General features: G+C 65.0%; 15 protein-coding genes and 1 tRNA gene. 10 read left to right on the plus strand and 6 right to left on the minus strand.

Annotated features, from left to right (window positions below; all coding sequences use genetic code 11):
- Window positions 1-45: 45 nt before the first annotated feature.
- Window positions 46-1,788 (minus strand): HAMP domain-containing sensor histidine kinase, encoded by a 1,743-nt coding sequence (locus CCK87_RS13575; RefSeq protein ID WP_086461873.1) that lies wholly within the window; start codon window positions 1,786-1,788, stop codon window positions 46-48.
- A gap of 40 nt (window positions 1,789-1,828) precedes the next feature.
- A complete protein-coding gene (locus CCK87_RS13580) occupies window positions 1,829-2,518 on the minus strand; it encodes a response regulator transcription factor (RefSeq protein ID WP_055777739.1) in 690 nt (229 codons plus the stop codon).
- Between the two features lie 120 nt (window positions 2,519-2,638).
- Here CCK87_RS13580 and CCK87_RS13585 point away from each other — a divergent pair, with 120 nt between their 5' ends.
- Entirely contained in the window at window positions 2,639-3,178 is a 540-nt protein-coding gene (locus CCK87_RS13585) for a GNAT family protein (protein ID WP_086461874.1), read from the plus strand.
- A 10-nt stretch (window positions 3,179-3,188) separates the two neighbouring features.
- Here CCK87_RS13585 and CCK87_RS13590 read toward each other — a convergent pair whose 3' ends face one another.
- Genes CCK87_RS13590 through CCK87_RS13600 form a run of 3 tightly spaced genes read right to left on the minus strand, consistent with a single transcriptional unit; the run spans window position 3,189 to window position 6,951 of the window.
- Window positions 3,189-4,841, minus strand: a complete 1,653-nt coding sequence (locus tag CCK87_RS13590; RefSeq protein WP_086461875.1) for a DNA repair helicase XPB — start codon at window positions 4,839-4,841, stop codon at window positions 3,189-3,191.
- 59 nt (window positions 4,842-4,900) lie between these two features.
- Window positions 4,901-6,685, minus strand: coding sequence for a helicase-associated domain-containing protein (locus CCK87_RS13595; RefSeq protein WP_086461876.1), 1,785 nt, complete (start codon window positions 6,683-6,685; stop codon window positions 4,901-4,903).
- A complete protein-coding gene (locus CCK87_RS13600) occupies window positions 6,682-6,951 on the minus strand; it encodes a hypothetical protein (RefSeq protein WP_086461877.1) in 270 nt (89 codons plus the stop codon). The genes CCK87_RS13595 and CCK87_RS13600 overlap by 4 nt, the downstream gene beginning before the upstream one ends.
- A 93-nt stretch (window positions 6,952-7,044) precedes the next feature.
- Between CCK87_RS13600 and CCK87_RS13605 the strand changes: the two genes are divergently transcribed.
- Together CCK87_RS13605 and CCK87_RS13610 are read left to right on the plus strand one after the other, a co-directional pair.
- Complete coding sequence (locus CCK87_RS13605) at window positions 7,045-7,425, plus strand: cold shock domain-containing protein (protein WP_055777724.1); 381 nt, start codon at window positions 7,045-7,047, stop codon at window positions 7,423-7,425.
- Between the two features lie 6 nt (window positions 7,426-7,431).
- The gene (locus tag CCK87_RS13610; RefSeq protein ID WP_249273893.1) at window positions 7,432-8,148 is read left to right on the plus strand and encodes a DUF3027 domain-containing protein; all 717 of its coding nucleotides are present in this window, start codon (window positions 7,432-7,434) and stop codon (window positions 8,146-8,148) included.
- 213 nt (window positions 8,149-8,361) lie between these two features.
- Here CCK87_RS13610 and serC read toward each other — a convergent pair whose 3' ends face one another.
- Window positions 8,362-9,474 (minus strand): phosphoserine transaminase, encoded by a 1,113-nt coding sequence (serC, locus tag CCK87_RS13615; protein WP_086461879.1) that lies wholly within the window; start codon window positions 9,472-9,474, stop codon window positions 8,362-8,364.
- A gap of 88 nt (window positions 9,475-9,562) precedes the next feature.
- Between serC and CCK87_RS13620 the strand changes: the two genes are divergently transcribed.
- The 7 genes from CCK87_RS13620 (at window position 9,563) to CCK87_RS18615 (ending at window position 16,104) form a co-directional block, all read left to right on the plus strand.
- Window positions 9,563-10,255: a metal-dependent transcriptional regulator gene (locus CCK87_RS13620; RefSeq protein WP_085485121.1), complete on the plus strand. Its 693-nt coding sequence runs from the start codon at window positions 9,563-9,565 to the stop codon at window positions 10,253-10,255.
- Window positions 10,256-10,486: 231 nt separating this feature from the next.
- A complete protein-coding gene (locus CCK87_RS13625; protein WP_086461880.1) occupies window positions 10,487-12,313 on the plus strand; it encodes a hypothetical protein in 1,827 nt (608 codons plus the stop codon).
- A gap of 236 nt (window positions 12,314-12,549) precedes the next feature.
- Window positions 12,550-13,494 carry an NlpC/P60 family protein gene (locus tag CCK87_RS13630; RefSeq protein WP_086461881.1) on the plus strand — a complete coding sequence of 315 codons (945 nt, stop codon included), beginning with the start codon at window positions 12,550-12,552 and terminating at the stop codon, window positions 13,492-13,494.
- 349 nt (window positions 13,495-13,843) lie between these two features.
- On the plus strand, window positions 13,844-14,341 hold the full coding sequence (locus CCK87_RS13635) for an HNH endonuclease (protein ID WP_055777703.1): 498 nt from the start codon (window positions 13,844-13,846) through the stop codon (window positions 14,339-14,341).
- Between the two features lie 262 nt (window positions 14,342-14,603).
- Window positions 14,604-14,678, plus strand: a tRNA-Arg gene (locus CCK87_RS13640).
- 160 nt (window positions 14,679-14,838) lie between these two features.
- Window positions 14,839-15,360: a hypothetical protein gene (locus CCK87_RS13645; protein ID WP_086461882.1), complete on the plus strand. Its 522-nt coding sequence runs from the start codon at window positions 14,839-14,841 to the stop codon at window positions 15,358-15,360.
- Window positions 15,361-15,723: 363 nt separating this feature from the next.
- Window positions 15,724-16,104 (plus strand): hypothetical protein, encoded by a 381-nt coding sequence (locus tag CCK87_RS18615; RefSeq protein ID WP_249273894.1) that lies wholly within the window; start codon window positions 15,724-15,726, stop codon window positions 16,102-16,104.
- Window positions 16,105-16,448 lie beyond the last annotated feature (344 nt).

Consider the following 16,448-nt stretch of genomic DNA (forward strand, 5'->3'; position numbering starts at 1 on the left):
ACAGATCGATCGGCAGCAGCAACGCTAGACGCGAGCGGTCTGGAGTCAGGATGTCGAGTCGGAGTCTGTGGATGACTCGGTAGAACTCTGCTCGACGAGGAGAGGAAGTGAGACACGGAAAGTCGCTCCGCCGCCCTCTGTCTCGAGCGCACGGACAGTGCCGCCGTGAGCGGCAACGATCGACGAGACGATGGCGAGGCCGAGGCCGCTGCCGCCCGTTTCGCGGGTGCGGGAGCTATCGGCCCGCCAGAACCGCTGGAAGATCTTCTCGCGGATCTGGGGCGGGATGCCCTCCCCGTGGTCGATGACGTCGACCGTGGCCAGTCGATTGCGTTCGTCGACGCTCACCGCCAACTCGATCGGGCTGTCGTTCGAGGTGAACCGCAGGGCGTTGCCGATGAGGTTCGCGAGCACCTGGCGGATCTTGTTCTCCTCAGCCATCACCAGAGGTTGAACGGCGTTCTCGTCGTCGGCGTGCTCGAGTTCGAATGACGGAGTCACCGTCGCGGGCAGTACGACGCCATCCGACATGACCGGAGCGGTGGGCCCTGTTCGCGTGCTGCGCCGACGAAGTCGGGCGAACGCCGAGGAGAAGGGGATCGAGCCCGTCGCAGACTGGTCGGGCGACGACGCGCCACCGGCATCGGTCTCGCCCTCGGGCGCCACGGCGACCGCGGGGTTGAACGTGATCACGGGATCAGACGGACGAGAGGTCGAGACGCGGATGACCCGGCCCGGGCTGGAGGCGCGGGCATCGAGGGCGGCGTCCATGGCGATGGGAATGAGATTGACCGGGCTGAACTTCAGCGGCTTGGTCTCGTCGAGCCGCGCTAGTTCGAGGAGGTCTTCGACCAGAGAGCCCATGCGGATGGCCTCCTTCTCGATGCGGTCCATGGCCTGGCTCACATCGTCGGGAGTCTGCAGGGCGCCCATGCGGTAGAGCTCGGCGTAGCCGCGCACCGACACCAGGGGAGTGCGCAGTTCGTGGCTGGCATCGCCTACGAAGCGCCGCATCTGTTCGATCGTTCGAGCTCTGTCGTCGAACGCCCTGTCGATGCGACTGAGCATGGTGTTCAGCGACCGGTTGAGTCGCCCGACCTCTGTATTGGGAGTCTCGACCGCCATGCGCTGACTGAAGTCGCCGCCGTCGGCGATGGCGGCCGCCGTGCGCTCGACCTGTCTGAGGGGAGCGAACGTGCTGGAGACGAGGAGGCGGGTGAGCATCGCGCCGAGCACGACCACACCGATGCCGAACGCCAAGAAGATCGAGAGATAGGTCGTGGTGGTGTTCTCGGTGTCTTCGAGAGACTGCGCGATCACCAGCGTGTTGTTCGTTCCATAGCCGTCGACCGGCAGCACTAACGACACGGCGAGCCAGTCGGCAGAGCCCTTGGTGCTGTGCACCGTGAACCGGGCGCTGCCCAGGGCCGTGGCCGTGGCCATGTCGATGCCGGCGACTTGAGGGGCGGGCATGCCCGCGGCATCCCAGTTCGTGACCTGAGGCTGACCGTTCGCGTCGAGCAGCGCGACGAAATAGGTCTTGGGCGCCGAGCGCACGTCTTCGCGATCGAAACCGCGCTGGGTAGCACCCGGTCCGAGCACGGAGGTGGGCTCCGCATAGGCGTTCTCCAGCCGCTGTTCTACCTGATTCATCAGATAGGTGCGCAACACGGCCATCGTGCCGATGCCCGACACGACGAGGCCGAAGGTGAGCATCAGCACGGTCACGCCGGTGATCTTGTTGCGCAAGGAGATCGCGTTCCAGCGCCTGAGGATTATGTGCTGCATGTCGCAGATCAGGTTACGCCAGGCGGCTGGGTAAACCGCCCTATGCCTTCGATACCTTCAGCATGTATCCGAATCCGCGCTTGGTCTGGATGAGCGACTCTTCGGAGTGCGCATCGAGCTTGCGGCGCAGGTAGGAGATATAGCTCTCGACGATGCCGGCGTCGCCGTTGAAGTCGTACTCCCAGACGTGGTCGAGGATCTGAGCTTTCGACAGCACGCGGTTCGGGTTCAGCATCAGGTAGCGCAGAAGCTTGAACTCGGTGGGGCTCAGCTCGATGGCCTCGTCGCCCACGTAGACCTCGTGGGTGTCCTGGTCCATCGTGAGTTCGCCTGCGCGGATGATGGCGTCTTCGTCGGCCTGCATCGTGCGGCGCAGAATCGCCTTGATGCGAGCGACGATCTCGTCGAGGCTGAACGGCTTGGTCACGTAGTCGTCGCCGCCGACGGTAAGGCCGGTGATCTTGTCTTCGGTGTCGTCCTTCGCCGTGAGGAACAGGATAGGGGCGGTATAACCGGATGCCCGCAGCCGCTTCGTGACGCCGAATCCGTTCATGTCGGGAAGCATCACGTCGAGGATGATGAGGTCGGGTTCCTCTTCGAGGACGGCTGAGATGGTCTGCGCACCATTGGAGACGGCGCGCACGGCGAAGCCTGCAAAACGCAGGCTCGTGGTAAGCAGGTCGCGGATGTTCGGTTCGTCATCGACGATAAGGATTCGGGGTCCAGTCATGAGATTAGTATCTGCGGGTATTCTGAACGTTATCTGGGAGTAGTTGGGGAACAAAAGTCAACTTTCCTGGGAGCCCCGATGGCGTTGGTATCGCGCGCAGGCGCGCATTACGATCGTGCGATGTCCTTCTCCATCGCCCTGACCGACGAGATCACCCTGCGGCTTCTGAGGAGCGGCGACGCCCACGCGGTGGCGGACGCATACGACCGCAACCGGCGCCACCTCGCCCCGTGGGATCCTGAGCGGACAGAAGAGTTCTTCACGACCGCGCATCAATCGAATGTCGCAGCCATCCAGCTCGCGCAACACGAGGCCGGAACCGCGTTGCCCCTCGTTCTCGCGGCAGGTGATCGCGTCGTAGGGCGCGTGAACCTGTCGAATATCGTGCGCGGCCCGTTTCAGAGCGGCAACGTGGGCTACTGGGTCGACGCGGCGCAGACGGGCCGGGGCCTCGCCGGCGCAGCCATCGATGCGCTCGTGGCCCATAGCCGAGACGGTATGGGGCTGCACCGGCTCGAGGCCAGCGTTCTTCTCCATAACGCGGCTTCGCGGCGCGTGCTCGAGCGCGCGGGATTCCAGCCGATCGGGGTGGCGCCCCGCTATCTGCAGATCGCGGGTCGCTGGCAGGACCACCTGCTCACGCAGCGCGTCCTGTATTGATGCTCTCGGATCAGAGGGTGGGCTGGGGGCTCAGCTCGTCGGCGTCGAGGATCGTGTAGCTGTAGCCCTGTTCGGCGAGAAAGCGCTGGCGATTCTGGGCGAAGTCCTGATCGACGGTGTCGCGGGCCACCAGCGTGTAGAAGTTGGCGGAGAGGCCGGACTCCTTCGGTCGCAGCAGGCGGCCGAGCCGCTGCGCTTCTTCCTGTCGCGACCCGAACGATCCCGACACCTGGATGGCGACGCTCGCCTCGGGCAGGTCGACCGAGAAGTTCGCCACCTTGCTCACGACGAGGATGGGCTCGCTTCCGTCGCGGAACGCCTCGTAGAGCCGCTCGCGTTTGGCGACCGGTGTTGCGCCGGTCAACGACGGAACGCCCAATTCGGTCTCGAGCTGCTGCAGCTGGTCGAGGTACTGCCCGATCACCAGGATGCGCTCGCCGGAGTGTTTCTCGATGAGCCGCTTGACGACATCCAGTTTCGCGGGGGCCGTCGCGGCGAGGCGATACCGCTCGTCGTCGGCCGAGGCCGCGTACTCGAGCCGCTCGTTCTGAGGAAGGTCGATGCGCACCTCGAAGCACTCGGCGGGAGAGATGAATCCCTGGGCCTCGATCTCCTTCCACGGGGCATCGAAGCGCTTGGGGCCGATGAGGCTGAACACGTCGCCCTCGCGCCCGTCCTCCCGAACCAGCGTGGCCGTGAGGCCGAGTCGGCGGCGGGCCTGCAGCTCTGCCGTGAGCTTGAACACAGGCGCGGGCAGCAGGTGCACCTCGTCGTAGACGACGAGTCCCCAGTCGAGGGCGTCGAGCAGCTCGAGGTGCGCGTAGGCGCCCTTCCGCTTGGCCGTGAGGATCTGGTACGTCGCGATGGTGACGGGCTTGACCTCTTTGAGCTGGCCCGAGTACTCGCCGATCTCGTCTTCGGTCAGGGTCGTGCGCTTCAGCAGTTCGCTGCGCCACTGGCGAGCGGAGACCGTGTTGGTCACGAGGATGAGGGTGTTCGTCTTCGCGGTGGCCATCGCTCCCGCGCCGACGAGCGTCTTGCCGGCGCCACAGGGGAGGACGACGACGCCGGAGCCCCGCTCGAAGAAGTTGCTGACGGCGAGCTTCTGGTAGTCGCGCAGCGCCCATCCGTCTTCGTGGAGAGCGATCTCGTGAGGGGTGCCGGGCGTGTAGCCGGCTCGATCGTCGGCGGGCCAGCCGAGCTTGGTCAGCTCCTGCTTGAGCTGTCCGCGTGCCCACGGGGCGACCGCGTAGGTGTCTGGTGAGCGTCGCTCGACGAGCAGGGGCGCGATCTTCTTGCCGGATGCGATCTGGCTGAGCACCGCGGAATCGGTGGCGCGCAGAAGGAGCCCGCCCTCGTCGTCACGCTCGATGATGAGACGGCCGTACCGCGCGACGGTCTCCTCGATGTCGATCGAGACGGCCTGGGGGATAGGGAACTTCGAGTAGCGCTCGAGGGTTCCGAGGATCTCGGCCGCCTCGTGGCCTGCCGCTCGGGCGTTCCACAGACCCAGCCGCGTGATGCGGTAGGTGTGGATGTGCTCGGGAGCGCGCTCGAGCTCGGCGAACACCGCGAGCTCGTGGCGGGCGCTCTCGGCGTCGGGATGCGCAACCTCGAGGAGGACGGTGCGGTCGCTTTGGACGATCAATGGGCCAGACGGCATAACGTACGAGCCTACCGGCTGCGAGGTGCACCATGCCCTCGATGCATGGGGCTTGCGCGTTACGGGGCGGGTGCTACGGCGGTGATGTTGCGCAACGGAAGAGTGCGCTCCACTCCGGCCTTCTCGTCGATCGCACGGAGCCGGCCCGCCGCCAGCGACAGGGGAGTCACGAGGAAGACCACCGTCTTGTCGTCGGGCATGCCGACGCTGACGGCGAGGGGACTCTTCGCCTTGATGGCGACATCGAGCTGGCGGGCGATCCAGGCCTCGGGCGCGTCGTCGACGGCGTGCGCGGATTCGCGAAGCCGGGCGACCAGGTCGACGAAGGGTCGAGGCTTGGGGGCAGGCGTCTTCTGCGACAGGCGGGCGCGCACCGGCGCGAAGGTGGCCCCGGATGCGCGTTCGGCCACGACCGGATACCTCGCGTCGGAGATCATCCAGAACAGCGTGTCGAAGGGGAACCGGCTCGTGAGCCTGTCGCCGCCGTCGTGTTCGAGGCCGAGCGAGGCGAGGCCGTGGTCGACCGCCAGCGTGCTCAGCAGCGCGTCGTCGTCACTGCGCACGTAGCTGCCGATGCCGCGCAGCTCGTCTTCGGGGCTCGCCGCGCCAGCGCGCAGCCTGCCATAGCGCGAGCTGGCCTCGGTGACCAGGTATTCGACGGGCTGGGGAACGCCGGTGAGAGACACCGAGCGGAAGAACGCGAGGATGCCCTCGGCCGTCTCGCCCTCGGCCAGCGCGCGGGTGACGCTCGCGGCAGAGATGCGATAGGTGGATGCGAGGCCGCGGCCCTCGATGTCGGCGAGCGTACGCAGCCGCACGTCGACATCCGGAGTCAGAGGCCCGGGGGCGATGACAGTGAGGTCATGCTGGAGATAGACGTTCGAGACTTCTGCCGGCAGAAGTACGGCCGCGACCTCCGAGAGAGGCTCCGTGGTGTTGTCGAGAAGAGCTCGGGCGGCCGCGCCGGGGTAGCCGTTCGCCGTGATGCCGAGGTATTCGGCGCTGTCGAGCACGAACGCGACCCGGCGGCGGAGCGGTTCTCCTCCTGCCGGATAGAGGTAGGCGATGGTGCGCTGGGCGTCGGCGCCCCAGGGGCGGCGGCTTCGGGAGCGCAGGACTTCGCCGATGTCGTCGGCGAGAGCGTCGAGCCACGAGGTCGCAAGGGCGATCCATCTGTCTGCAGACCCCTTGAGCAGCCAAGGCAGGGCGTCGTCGGTGGCCGTCCAGAGAAGATCGTCGAGGGTCACGAGGCCTGCTCGGCGCGCGATGCGCAGCAGAGCGTCGAGGTCGTTGGGCTCGATGGCGAGAGAGGCGAGCAGCCTCTTCGCGTCGGGCGCGGCCACGCCTCCCTTGGCGAGCTCTCTCACGGGCGTGGCGCGGAGTTCGTGCAGCAGCTCGGCGATGCCCGCCGTCGCTGTGAACGCCCGCTCGGCGGCCATCCGGTCGCTCGTGTCGCGTTGCGGCGCGAGGTCCGTGTCCTCCGGAGCGGGCTCGTCGGCCAGTTGCTCAGCCGACGGAAGACCGCGGTCCGGCCATGACTCGAGAACGCGGGTGACGGCATCCAGAGCCCGGCCCGGCGTCTGACCGTCGGTCAGAAACAGGCGGGCGGCGGGCTCGAGGTCGGCCGGGTCGGCCTCAGCCGATGGATGCGCGAGGGCCGCGAGGGTGCGGCGGGGGAGCGTGGCGAGTGCGGCGTCGACGGATGCGGCATCGAGGAGCCGGTCGGCGAGGTCGAAGAAGTCTTTGATGCCGCGGGCATCATTCAGGCGCGTGGAAACAAGCGCGACGAGTGCGTCGTCATCCAGAAGCTGGAGTCGACCGGCGAGAGCGAGAGTGTCGCTCATCGAGGCTTCGGTGCCTCCTTGGCGCGGCGGCGGAGATTCATGAAGAGCAACACGAGAATGAGCACCAATCCGATGGGCAGCCCGATCAGCGGGAAGATCACCACGGCGGGCCAGGCGCCCTGGGACAACGCCTCGCCGCGCACTCCCGCCAGCGAAGCAATGAGGAACGACGCGAAACAGAGCAGCGACGCCCCGATGATGCCGGCGATCATAAAGGCCAGGATGCGCTCGCTCGAGCGAATCGGCGGTGTCTGCTTGTCTGTCACACCTCCAAGGATACGGTCTCCGCGCAGGCCGGTTAGGCTATCGTGTGCCCGCCAGCCCCGTGGCGGTCAGTATTCACACGAGGAGATCCGCGAATGCCTACCGGCAAGGTCAAGTTCTACGACGACGAGAAGGGCTTCGGCTTCATCAGCTCCGATGACGGCTCAGAGGTGTTCCTGCACGCGTCAGCCCTGCCCGCAGGTACGACGGTCAAGGCGGGCACGAAGCTCGAATTCGGCATCGCCGATGGCAAGAGGGGTGCGCAGGCTCTCTCGGTGCGCGTGCTCGAAGCGCCGCCCAGCCTCGTGAAGCTCAGCCGCAAGCCGGCTGACGACATGGCGATCATCGTCGAAGACCTGGTCAAGGTTCTCGACGGCATCGGAACGAACCTCAAGCGGGGCCGCTACCCCGACACGGCGCACAGCCGCAAGATCGCTGCGCTGCTGCGCAAGGTCGCCGACGAATTGGACGCGTAGACACTGGTGCAGCACTCCGACCCGACCCCCGACGAACAGTCTGACGACCAGGTCGAGGGCGACACCGTCGAGACGACTCCTGTGTTCGAGGCCGACCCCGTTCTTCTGGCGGCCGTCGATCAGGCGCGGGGAGCGCTTCTCGAGATCACTCCCGCGTCGACCATCGGCGCGGTCGTTGGGCACACCGTGCACGACGAGCACGTGCTCAGCCTGCATTTCGCCTCGTTGATGCCCGGGTACCCCGACTGGCACTGGACCGCGACGCTCTCTCGGATCGATGCCGACAGTGAGCCCGCGGTTCTCGAGACCGAGCTGCTTCCGGGTGAGAACTCGGTTCTGGCGCCCGAGTGGACCCCGTGGTCGGATCGCCTCGAGGACTACAAGCTCGCGCAGGAGCACGCCGCTGCGCTCGCGGCGGACGAAGAAGACGACGAAGACGATGTCGACGACGACTCGGACGATGAAGACCTCGACGACGACGAGCTCGATCTCGACGACCACATTCTCGACGACGATGTGCTCGACGACGCCGTTCACGAGCATGCCGAGGCGGCTGTTCTCGACGCGTCTGTTCTGGTGCGAGGCGACGAAGCCCCTGCCGAGGCCAAAGCCGAGCAGACGGTCGACGTCGCTGAAGAGGGTCTCACGGTCGTCGAGCTCGACGACTCCGAGCCGCGCTCGAGCGTCTACTACGACGAAGACGCGCCCGAAGACCTGCGCTGAGTAGCGCCGCCGGAATGGGAACGGGCGGAGATTCCGTGGGTCCGACGCTGTATGCGCGTCGGATACTCCGAATCTCCGCCCGTTCTTTGCGTTCCGGGCTGCGCTGGTCGAGTAGCGCAGGCTGCTCGCGGCCGCAGCGTATCAAGGCCACCGGATGCGGGTCTCGATACGGCCGCGGGCGGCCTACTCGACCAGCGCGGACGGCTTGTTGCGCTAGAGGTTCTCGACCACGTATTCGATCGACGCGATGAGCGCGCTCACGTCGGACGGCTCGATCGCCACGAAGGTGGCCACGCGCAGCTGGTTGCGGCCCAGCTTGCGGTAGGGCTCGGTGTCGACGATGCCGTTGGCGCGCAGAACCTTCGCGACGGCGGCCGCGTCGATCGCGTCGTCGAAGTCGATCGTGACGACGACCTGCGAGCGGTGCTCCGGGTTGGTGACGAAGGGGCTGGCGTAGTCGACGGAGTCTGCCCAGTCGTAGAGCGCGCTCGACGACTCGGCGGTGCGGGCCGACGCCCAACCGAGGCCGCCGTTGCCGTTGATCCACTCGACCTGGTTGTCGAGCATCACGAGCGTGGCGATGGCGGGGGTATTGAGGGTCTGGTTGAGGCGCGAGTTGTCTACTGCGTTCTTGATGCTGAGGAACTCTGGGATGTACCTATCCGACGCCGCGAGGCGCTCGACGCGCTCGAGGGCGGCGGGGGAGAAGAGGGCGAACCAGAGGCCGCCGTCTGATGCGAAGTTCTTCTGCGGCGCGAAGTAGTAGACGTCGGTGTCGGCCGCATCGAACTGGATGCCTCCGGCCGCGCTGGTCGCATCGACCACGGTGAGCGCACCCGCGTCGCCGTGAACGCGCTTGATCGGCGCCATCACGCCCGTGCTGGTTTCGTTGTGCGGCCAGGCGTAGACATCCACGCCCTCGATAACCTCGATCTCACTGCGCGAGCCGCCGGCTGCGTTGATCACGTGGGGTGCCTCGAGCCAGGGGGCCTTCGCGGCAGCGGCGAACTTGGAGCCGAACTCGCCGAAGGTCAGGTGCTCGCTGCGCTTCTCGATGAGACCGAAGGCTGCGGCGTCCCAGAAAGCGGTCGATCCGCCGTTGCCGAGAACGACCTCATAGCCCTCGGGAAGCGAGAAGAGGTTCGACAGTCCGTCGCGTACCGATCCCACGAGATTCTTGACCGGTGCCTGGCGGTGTGACGTTCCCAAGAGAGAGGCCCCGCGAGTGGTGAGGTCGACGAGCTGCTCGGGGCGAACCTTCGAGGGGCCGCAGCCGAAACGGCCGTCGACGGGCAAGAGGGCGCTGGGAATTGTCAGTTCAGGCATGATGTTGAGTCTAGTGAGCCGAGCCTTACCCAGCGCGTCAAAACGTTATGGTGGAGGCGTACGTGCGCAACTTCCTAAGGAGTGATCGTTGGCCGATCTCATTGACACAACGGAGATGTACCTCCGCACGATCCTCGAACTGGAGGAGGAGAACATCATTCCGCTGCGCGCACGCATCTCTGAGCGCCTCGGACACTCCGGCCCCACCGTCTCCCAGACCGTCGGACGCATGGAGCGCGACGGCCTGGTCGTCGTGTCGGGCGATCGTCACCTCGAACTCACCGGCACGGGCCGCACCAAGGCCGTGCACGTGATGCGCAAGCACCGCCTCGCAGAACGCCTGCTCAGCGACGTCATCGGGCTCGACTGGGAGTACGTGCACGAAGAGGCATGCCGCTGGGAGCATGTCATGAGCGAGCAGGTCGAGCGCCGCATCATCGAGATGCTCGATCACCCCACAGAGTCTCCCTACGGCAACCCCATTCCAGGACTCGACGAATTCGGCGACGCAGCTGCGGTGCCCTTCACTCGCGGAGTCGTCAATCTGCTCACGCTCGTCCACGGAGCCGTGGGACCGCAGACCAAGGTCATCCGTCGCCTCGGCGAGCCCGCGCAGGTCGACCCGGAGCTGCTTCTGCAGCTCAAGCAGTTCGGCGTCGTTCCGGGTAACACGGCCGCGTTCTCGCAGGTCGGCTCGTACATCCTGGTCGAGGTCGAGGGCTTCGCCGAGGGCCTCGAGCTTCCCAACGAGGTCGCGGGACACATTTTCGTCGGCATCTGATTCGCCGGCTCCGTTGCTGGCTGTGCGCTGGTGGCGCGCTGTCAGCTGACCGTGCCAGAGTGACACGGGGGTCGGATTCGCATACCCTCGAACAGTTCCCCCGCTCTTCAGGGCGGCGGAGCACCGGATCAGGATGCGCCCTCCGACTGTCTCCTGCACTCACCGGCCCCGTTCTGCGCTCAGACGGTCGGACACGTCCGCCATTCATGGCATCGAAGGATACTCAGCCCCGTGGTCGAACCCACCGAATCGCAGAAGAACGTCGAGCACACTCGGCGACGCCGCGATTCACGGTCGGCGCAGCCTGCCACGGCACTGAGTCGCCGACAGCTGCGTGACCGGGAGCAGGCCGAAGCCGAAGCAGAGGCTCAGCACCGCGCCGCCGCAGCGCAGGCCTCTGCGGGTCTGAGCCGTCGAGAGCGGCGCGAGCGCGAATACGACGAGCGATACAGTACGCGGCGTGATGCCGCGGCGCCTGCTCCGGATGCCGTGGTCGCCCCCGACGCGGTCGTTCCCGTCGAGCCTGTGGAAGAGCCGAGCCCCGTTGTCGAGGTCGAGCCCGTCATCGAGGCAGAAACGGTCGAGGATGCGGAGCCCGTCGTTGGGGCTGAGCCCACGATCGACGTGGTCCTCGTCGAAGAGCCAGAGCCTGTCGCGGAACCAGACCCGGCCCCCGCTCCCGTTGCACCCACGTCGAGGCGGGCTCGGCGCGCGCGCATAGAGACGCCCGTCGTCGAGATCGCGAACACCCCCGCCGTCGAGGCCGAGACCACTCCGGCTGTCGAGTCCGAGACAGCTCCCGCCGCTGAGGTCGAGAAGGTTCCTGTCGCCGAGGTCGAGAAGGTTCCTGTCGCCGAGGTCGAGAAGGCTCCTGTCGCCGAAGACGAGCTCGTGGCGGAGCCATCCGGTGCCCCTGAGATCGACGAGCGGATGCTCGCGGTCGCCAACGTCGAGACGGTGCCGCTCGAGATCGAACTGGTGGCGCAGCATCCGCTGGTCGAGATCGAGACGGCCGAGCACATCGCCGCCGAGACCGTCATGAGCGCCGAGGTCGACTTCGCTGCGCCGCACGTCGCGCACGAGCCGTCGACGATGAGCACCGAGATCGACGTCGTCGAGCCGAAGGTCGCGCACGAGACTATCTCTGCGCTGGCCACATCGGGCGACAGCACACCCGTGCGTCCGGTGCCGATCGCGTCGCCCCGGATCAAGCGTTCCCTTCCGGTAGCCGAGCTGCTGTCATCATCGAGTGGAACCTTCGTCTCGCACGCGCGATTTCAGCCGATCAAGCGACGCATTCTCGCGGGCTTCGTCATGATGATCGCTGCGCTCTTCGTCGTGTCGATCTCCATACCCTCGCTCGGCTTCGCGAGCACGTCGGACTTCTCGGCCAAGCAGACGCCCGGCGACGTTACCGACAGCCAGAACCTCTCTGTCGGAGAAGGTCCGGCACTGAACGCCGTGCGCGACGACTTCTACGCAGAGGGTGCACCCGGCTCGCTGTACTCGACGACCAACAGCTACGTGTCGAAAGAGTCCCAGAAGCTGGCTCAGGAGCTGATGGCCGCCGTCGCAGCGGGCAAGCTCAAGGGCTCTGTGCCCGACCACATTCCCGAGATCAAGGCGCTGGCCGACGGCGTCGTCAAGCCCGACTGCGGCATCGATCTGCGCATTCTGCAGGTGATGGTGATCGCCGTACGCACCTTCGACACCGTGGCCGTGAGCGATATCAACCGCAAGTGCACCAACCAGATCGAGGGTGCAGGAACCGGCTCGTCGCACTACACCAACGGTGGCGGGCACGCGGTCGACTTCTACCTGATCAACGGCGCCTCGCTTCCGGGTGCAGACCCGAACACGATCAAGTTCGCCGAGGTTCTCGACCCGATCATGCCCGCCGGCTCGAACCTGGGTCAGAGCGAGTGCCGAGCGTCTGCCGGAATCTCCCTCAACCTGCAGAACTTCAAGGAGTTCCCCGACTCGTGCACTCACATGCACATCGATGTCGGCAGCACGACAGGAGCTCTCAACGTGAACCTCGACAGGGACTTCAAGTAGCCCGTCGCGGTGAGCTTTTTTCATTCCCGCCGTTACCAATCCGTTAAAATTGCTGTCATTTAGGTGACAAACAGGTAACGGTCACGTAGCATCGGACGAGTCCAGACCGCCGGAGCATGGCGATTGGGCGGCCCCGAGACACCTCTTTCCCCGTCTCTCGGCGCGCATAACCCGCAGACAAATCAGTGGGACGGGACGGCACCCTGGATGCCGCGCGAGGTGCCGGAGGTACAGACTTGACCGAATTTCGTGAGTCGCTGGACGCCCCGAACGGCCAGCCGAACCCGAACATCTCGATCGACAGCGCAGCCGGTGTGAACAACGCGGCGGCAACGCCCGGTTCAGTGCGTGAGCCGCGCGAGCTCGAGAACGACATCGTTCCCGCCGTTCCGCGACCCATCGCCGTGGTGTCTCGCTCTGCGACATCCGTGATCGCGGCGCCCCGCGCATCCGCCCCCGTGGCCAAAGCCGCGCCGACGGCACCGCCGCGTCGCTTCAAGAAGCCCACCAAGCGCGACGTCGCCGGCGGCGTCGTCATGGCGTTCGCTGTGGGTCTCATCGCGACGATGGCTCTTCCGGCATACGCATTCGGCAACGGCAATGCGGCCTTCGACGCGAAGAACTCCACCGACCTGGCCGGCGGCGCGCAGAGCATCACCGTCGACGACGCCACCGCTGCGCTGGCCGTGAGCCGCGACGCATACACCGCTCCGACGAGCGAACAGCTGCAGGCCGCGCGCGATGCCGCAGCCGCCGCGGTTGCTGCGACCGAGGCGAGCACGACGGCCGCTTCGAGCACGCCCACCGCGGGAACCTTCGCGGTCAACCCGCCCTCCGGTTCGTACAGCGGCCAGGCCGTCGTCGACTACGCCCAGCAGTTCGTCGGCGTCGTCCCGTACAGCGCCGGCGCCACACCCGAGGCCGGTTTCGGATGCGATGGGCTGACTCAGTATGTGTTCGGCCAGTTCGGCATCTACCTGCCACGCATCGTCGGCAACCAAGCGGCGATGGGCATCCGTGTCTCGCCCGAAGATGCTCAGCCCGGCGACCTGGTCGTGTGGCCGATGTACCACATCGGCATCTACGACGGCGCCGGCGGAGTGATCGACTCACCCGACTGGGGCCGCATGGTCGAGCACCGCGCGCTGTGGGGCAGCTACTACTTCGTGCGCATCGTCTAGCGATCTTCGTCGCTGACCGATTTGTGAACAATCGGTTACAGCTCACCCGAACGGCGTGCCACATGGTTTGTGGTACGCCGTTCGTGGGTTACTCTTACTGCAATTATTCGAGCCTTTAGAGGAGACCTCGTGATAGCTGGCAGGAGCATCCGCACCACGGGTTGCCGCCTGCTTGCCGTCAGGAGTCACACGAGTGGACGTTGTCTGAGCCGGGTTCGGCTGAGTTAGGGTGCTGTCATTTTGACGGTGCCCTTTTTTTGTGTCCATTTGCTCCTCTGATCGCGAAGAAAATCGATGGGTGACACATCGGGTCCCTGCAAGCCGTGCAGGGCAATTCGAAAGGGCAACAATGCGAACACTTGTTTTGAACGCGGGATACGAGCCACTCGGAGTGGTCTCGTTCAAGCGCGCCATCGTTCTCGTGATGAACGAGAAGGCGACGATCATCGAGAGCGACGTCGAGCATCCGGTCTGGGCGACCTCGGGGCTGTTCGACCGACCGAGTGTCATCATCCTCACGCGCTACGTGCGCATTCCCTCGACCAGACTCATGCCCGTGTCACGTAGGGGAGTGCTGCGCCGCGACGGCATGCGCTGCCTGTACTGCGGGGGATCGGCCACCACGATCGACCATGTGATGCCCAAGTCACGTGGAGGTAAGGACACGTGGGAGAACCTCGTGGCCTGCTGCCTGCGCTGCAACAACATCAAGAGCGACCGCACCCCGGCCGAGATGGGGTGGACTCTTCGGGCCACTCCGAAGATGCCGCACCAGGCGGGCTGGACAGTCCGCGGAGCGGAGCGCGCGGAGCCGGCCTGGGAGGGCTACATCGAGAGCGCGGCGTAACCGCCGCCGCTCCCTGAGCCTGTCCCTCGTTGCCTGAGCCTGTCGAAGGGAATCCCCGCGCCACCATTGAACGGCTTCGCCGTGCTTTATATATTGGGCGGCTCCGCCGCGGGCGTCGCTCTTGCGTTGGTCGAGTAGCCAAAGGCCGCCCGCGGCCGACGCGTATCGAGACCACTGCCACGGATGCGCCGGTCGAGTTGGTCGCCCAGCGATCGTATCGAGACCACCCGCCCCTGCCTCTAAGCTAAACTCCTAAAGGCCAGCCTCTGTAGCTCAATGGAAGAGCAATTCCGTCCTAAGGAACAGGTTGGGGGTTCGAGTCCCTCCAGGGGCACCAAATGTTCGTCTCTAGAACACAGAGTCGAATCCACGCCCATTATTTGCCGCTCCAGGCTCGTCCCGGAGCGGTTTTCTTGTATCTCGGCTCCTAAAATTCGTGTGGCGGATTTGCTGAGCGAATTGAACGGCTCTGCGAGCTCAACCGTCACTTCTGAGTCTTGGTGCACGATGATTTGCTCGAAGAACGCCTGGTTGAATCGGCGGCGAATGTCGTCGGGCGCTCGACGGTACGCTTCGAAGCAATTCTCGATGAGATCAAGTGCTTCCACGAGATGCTGTTCGATAGTGGCGAAGGTGACCGTGGCGCTTTCAAGGTTCTCGGCGATATGGGACAACTGCCGCGATATGCGCTCTTGTTCCTCCTTGTAGAGTGCTGCTGGCACCGCTCCGTCGAGGTGTCCTTCGAGCAATTTCTGGCTCCGAGCCTGAAGCCGCCCTTGCTCAAGCAGCAGATCGTGCTGCTTCTTTCTCGTGTCCCGACTGCTCGCGTCGAGCGCGGCACGGAGTTGGCGTTCAACCTCCGCCCGCAGATCCTTGTCGATTTGGATCGTCTTGTAGAGGTCAACGACCTTGTTCTCGATGAGGCCGATATTTACAGCCGATTGGATGCACGTATTGCGCTTCTCATGTCGACCAGAACAGATGAAGTACTCGTACTGTGTGCCGAGGCGGTTCACTGAGTACTGAACGAGCATTCTGCTGCCGCACGAGCAGTAAAGGCTGCTCTTCAGGTAGTGATGGTTCTGACGAACCTTCTCGCCAACTACGTGCGAATCCATGATGTCTTGTACTTGCTGCCAGATCACGGGATCGACGAGCGGAACGTGTCGGCCCGGGAACGATGCGCCGCTGAATCGAACTTCGCCCTTGTAGTAGGGATTGGACAGAATCTTCTGCAGCTGCGTGACGGTGATGAGCTTTCCGGGTCGTGATGGGGTCGGTCGCGACATCAGCCCTCGCTCGGCAAGCTCCTTCGTGAGCTGGCGAAGGGTCCACTCTCCTGTCGCGTAAGCGGTGAACGCCCACCGGATGAGGTCTGCTCGTTGATCGTCCACGATTACCGTGCGTACCTCCCGGCCCTCAGCGCTGATGATACCGGCGTTGCGGTAGCCGATTGGAGCCTTGCCTGGTGTGCCTCCGGTCTTCGCTTTTTGCTGCATACCCTTCATCACCTCGTTGGCGAGGTTCCGAGAGTAGAACTCAGCGATCGAACTCATGATGCCGTGCAGGAGCATGCCGGACGGAGTCTCATCTATGTTTTCGGTGGCCGAAATGAGGCGCACGTCGGCAGTGTTCAAGGCGAGGTTTATGGCGACATCATCGGCACGATTGCGGGCAAGGCGGTCGACCTTATGGACAATGCAATACGCGATGGGGTGGTCGGTCACGTAAGCGAGCATTCGCTGCAGCTCGGGTCGATCTGATGAACGGGCAGATTCGCCGCGGTCGATGAATTCCTCGATGATGTGGGCACCCAGGGACTCGGCCTTCCGCCGATTTGCGTCGCGTTGCGCCGGAATGGAATAGCCATCCGGGTCGCCGTCGCGTTCGGTTTGTTCTCTCGTCGATACGCGGACATAGCTCACGGCGAGGAGTTTCGGAGATGGTGGCATGTGCTCTCCTTTCGGCTGTTTGGCCAGGTCAGCGGCCAATTTCGGGATAGTTGGGGTGTGGGCTCACTGACCGTAACTCTCTTCGGGCAACGAAGCGAGCGAAAAGCGAAGCGGAATAAACATCGTCTGACCGGGCAATTTAGTTCTGCTGGAAC

The sequence above is a fragment of the Agreia sp. VKM Ac-1783 genome, assembly GCF_900177765.1.
Classification (GTDB): Bacteria; Actinomycetota; Actinomycetes; order Actinomycetales; family Microbacteriaceae; genus Agreia.

What these genes read in the sequence shown, in the direction of transcription:
- serC (WP_086461879.1), bottom strand. Translation starts at nt 9,474, where the DNA reads ATGCCTGAACTGACAATTCCCAGCGCCCTCTTGCCCGTCGACGGCCGT.
- CCK87_RS13595 (WP_086461876.1), bottom strand. Translation starts at nt 6,685, where the DNA reads ATGAGCGACACTCTCGCTCTCGCCGGTCGACTCCAGCTTCTGGATGAC.
- CCK87_RS13585 (WP_086461874.1), top strand. Translation starts at nt 2,639, where the DNA reads ATGTCCTTCTCCATCGCCCTGACCGACGAGATCACCCTGCGGCTTCTG.
- CCK87_RS13605 (WP_055777724.1), top strand. Translation starts at nt 7,045, where the DNA reads ATGCCTACCGGCAAGGTCAAGTTCTACGACGACGAGAAGGGCTTCGGC.
- CCK87_RS13635 (WP_055777703.1), top strand. Translation starts at nt 13,844, where the DNA reads ATGCGAACACTTGTTTTGAACGCGGGATACGAGCCACTCGGAGTGGTC.
- CCK87_RS13575 (WP_086461873.1), bottom strand. Translation starts at nt 1,788, where the DNA reads ATGCAGCACATAATCCTCAGGCGCTGGAACGCGATCTCCTTGCGCAAC.
- CCK87_RS13590 (WP_086461875.1), bottom strand. Translation starts at nt 4,841, where the DNA reads ATGCCGTCTGGCCCATTGATCGTCCAAAGCGACCGCACCGTCCTCCTC.
- CCK87_RS13580 (WP_055777739.1), bottom strand. Translation starts at nt 2,518, where the DNA reads ATGACTGGACCCCGAATCCTTATCGTCGATGACGAACCGAACATCCGC.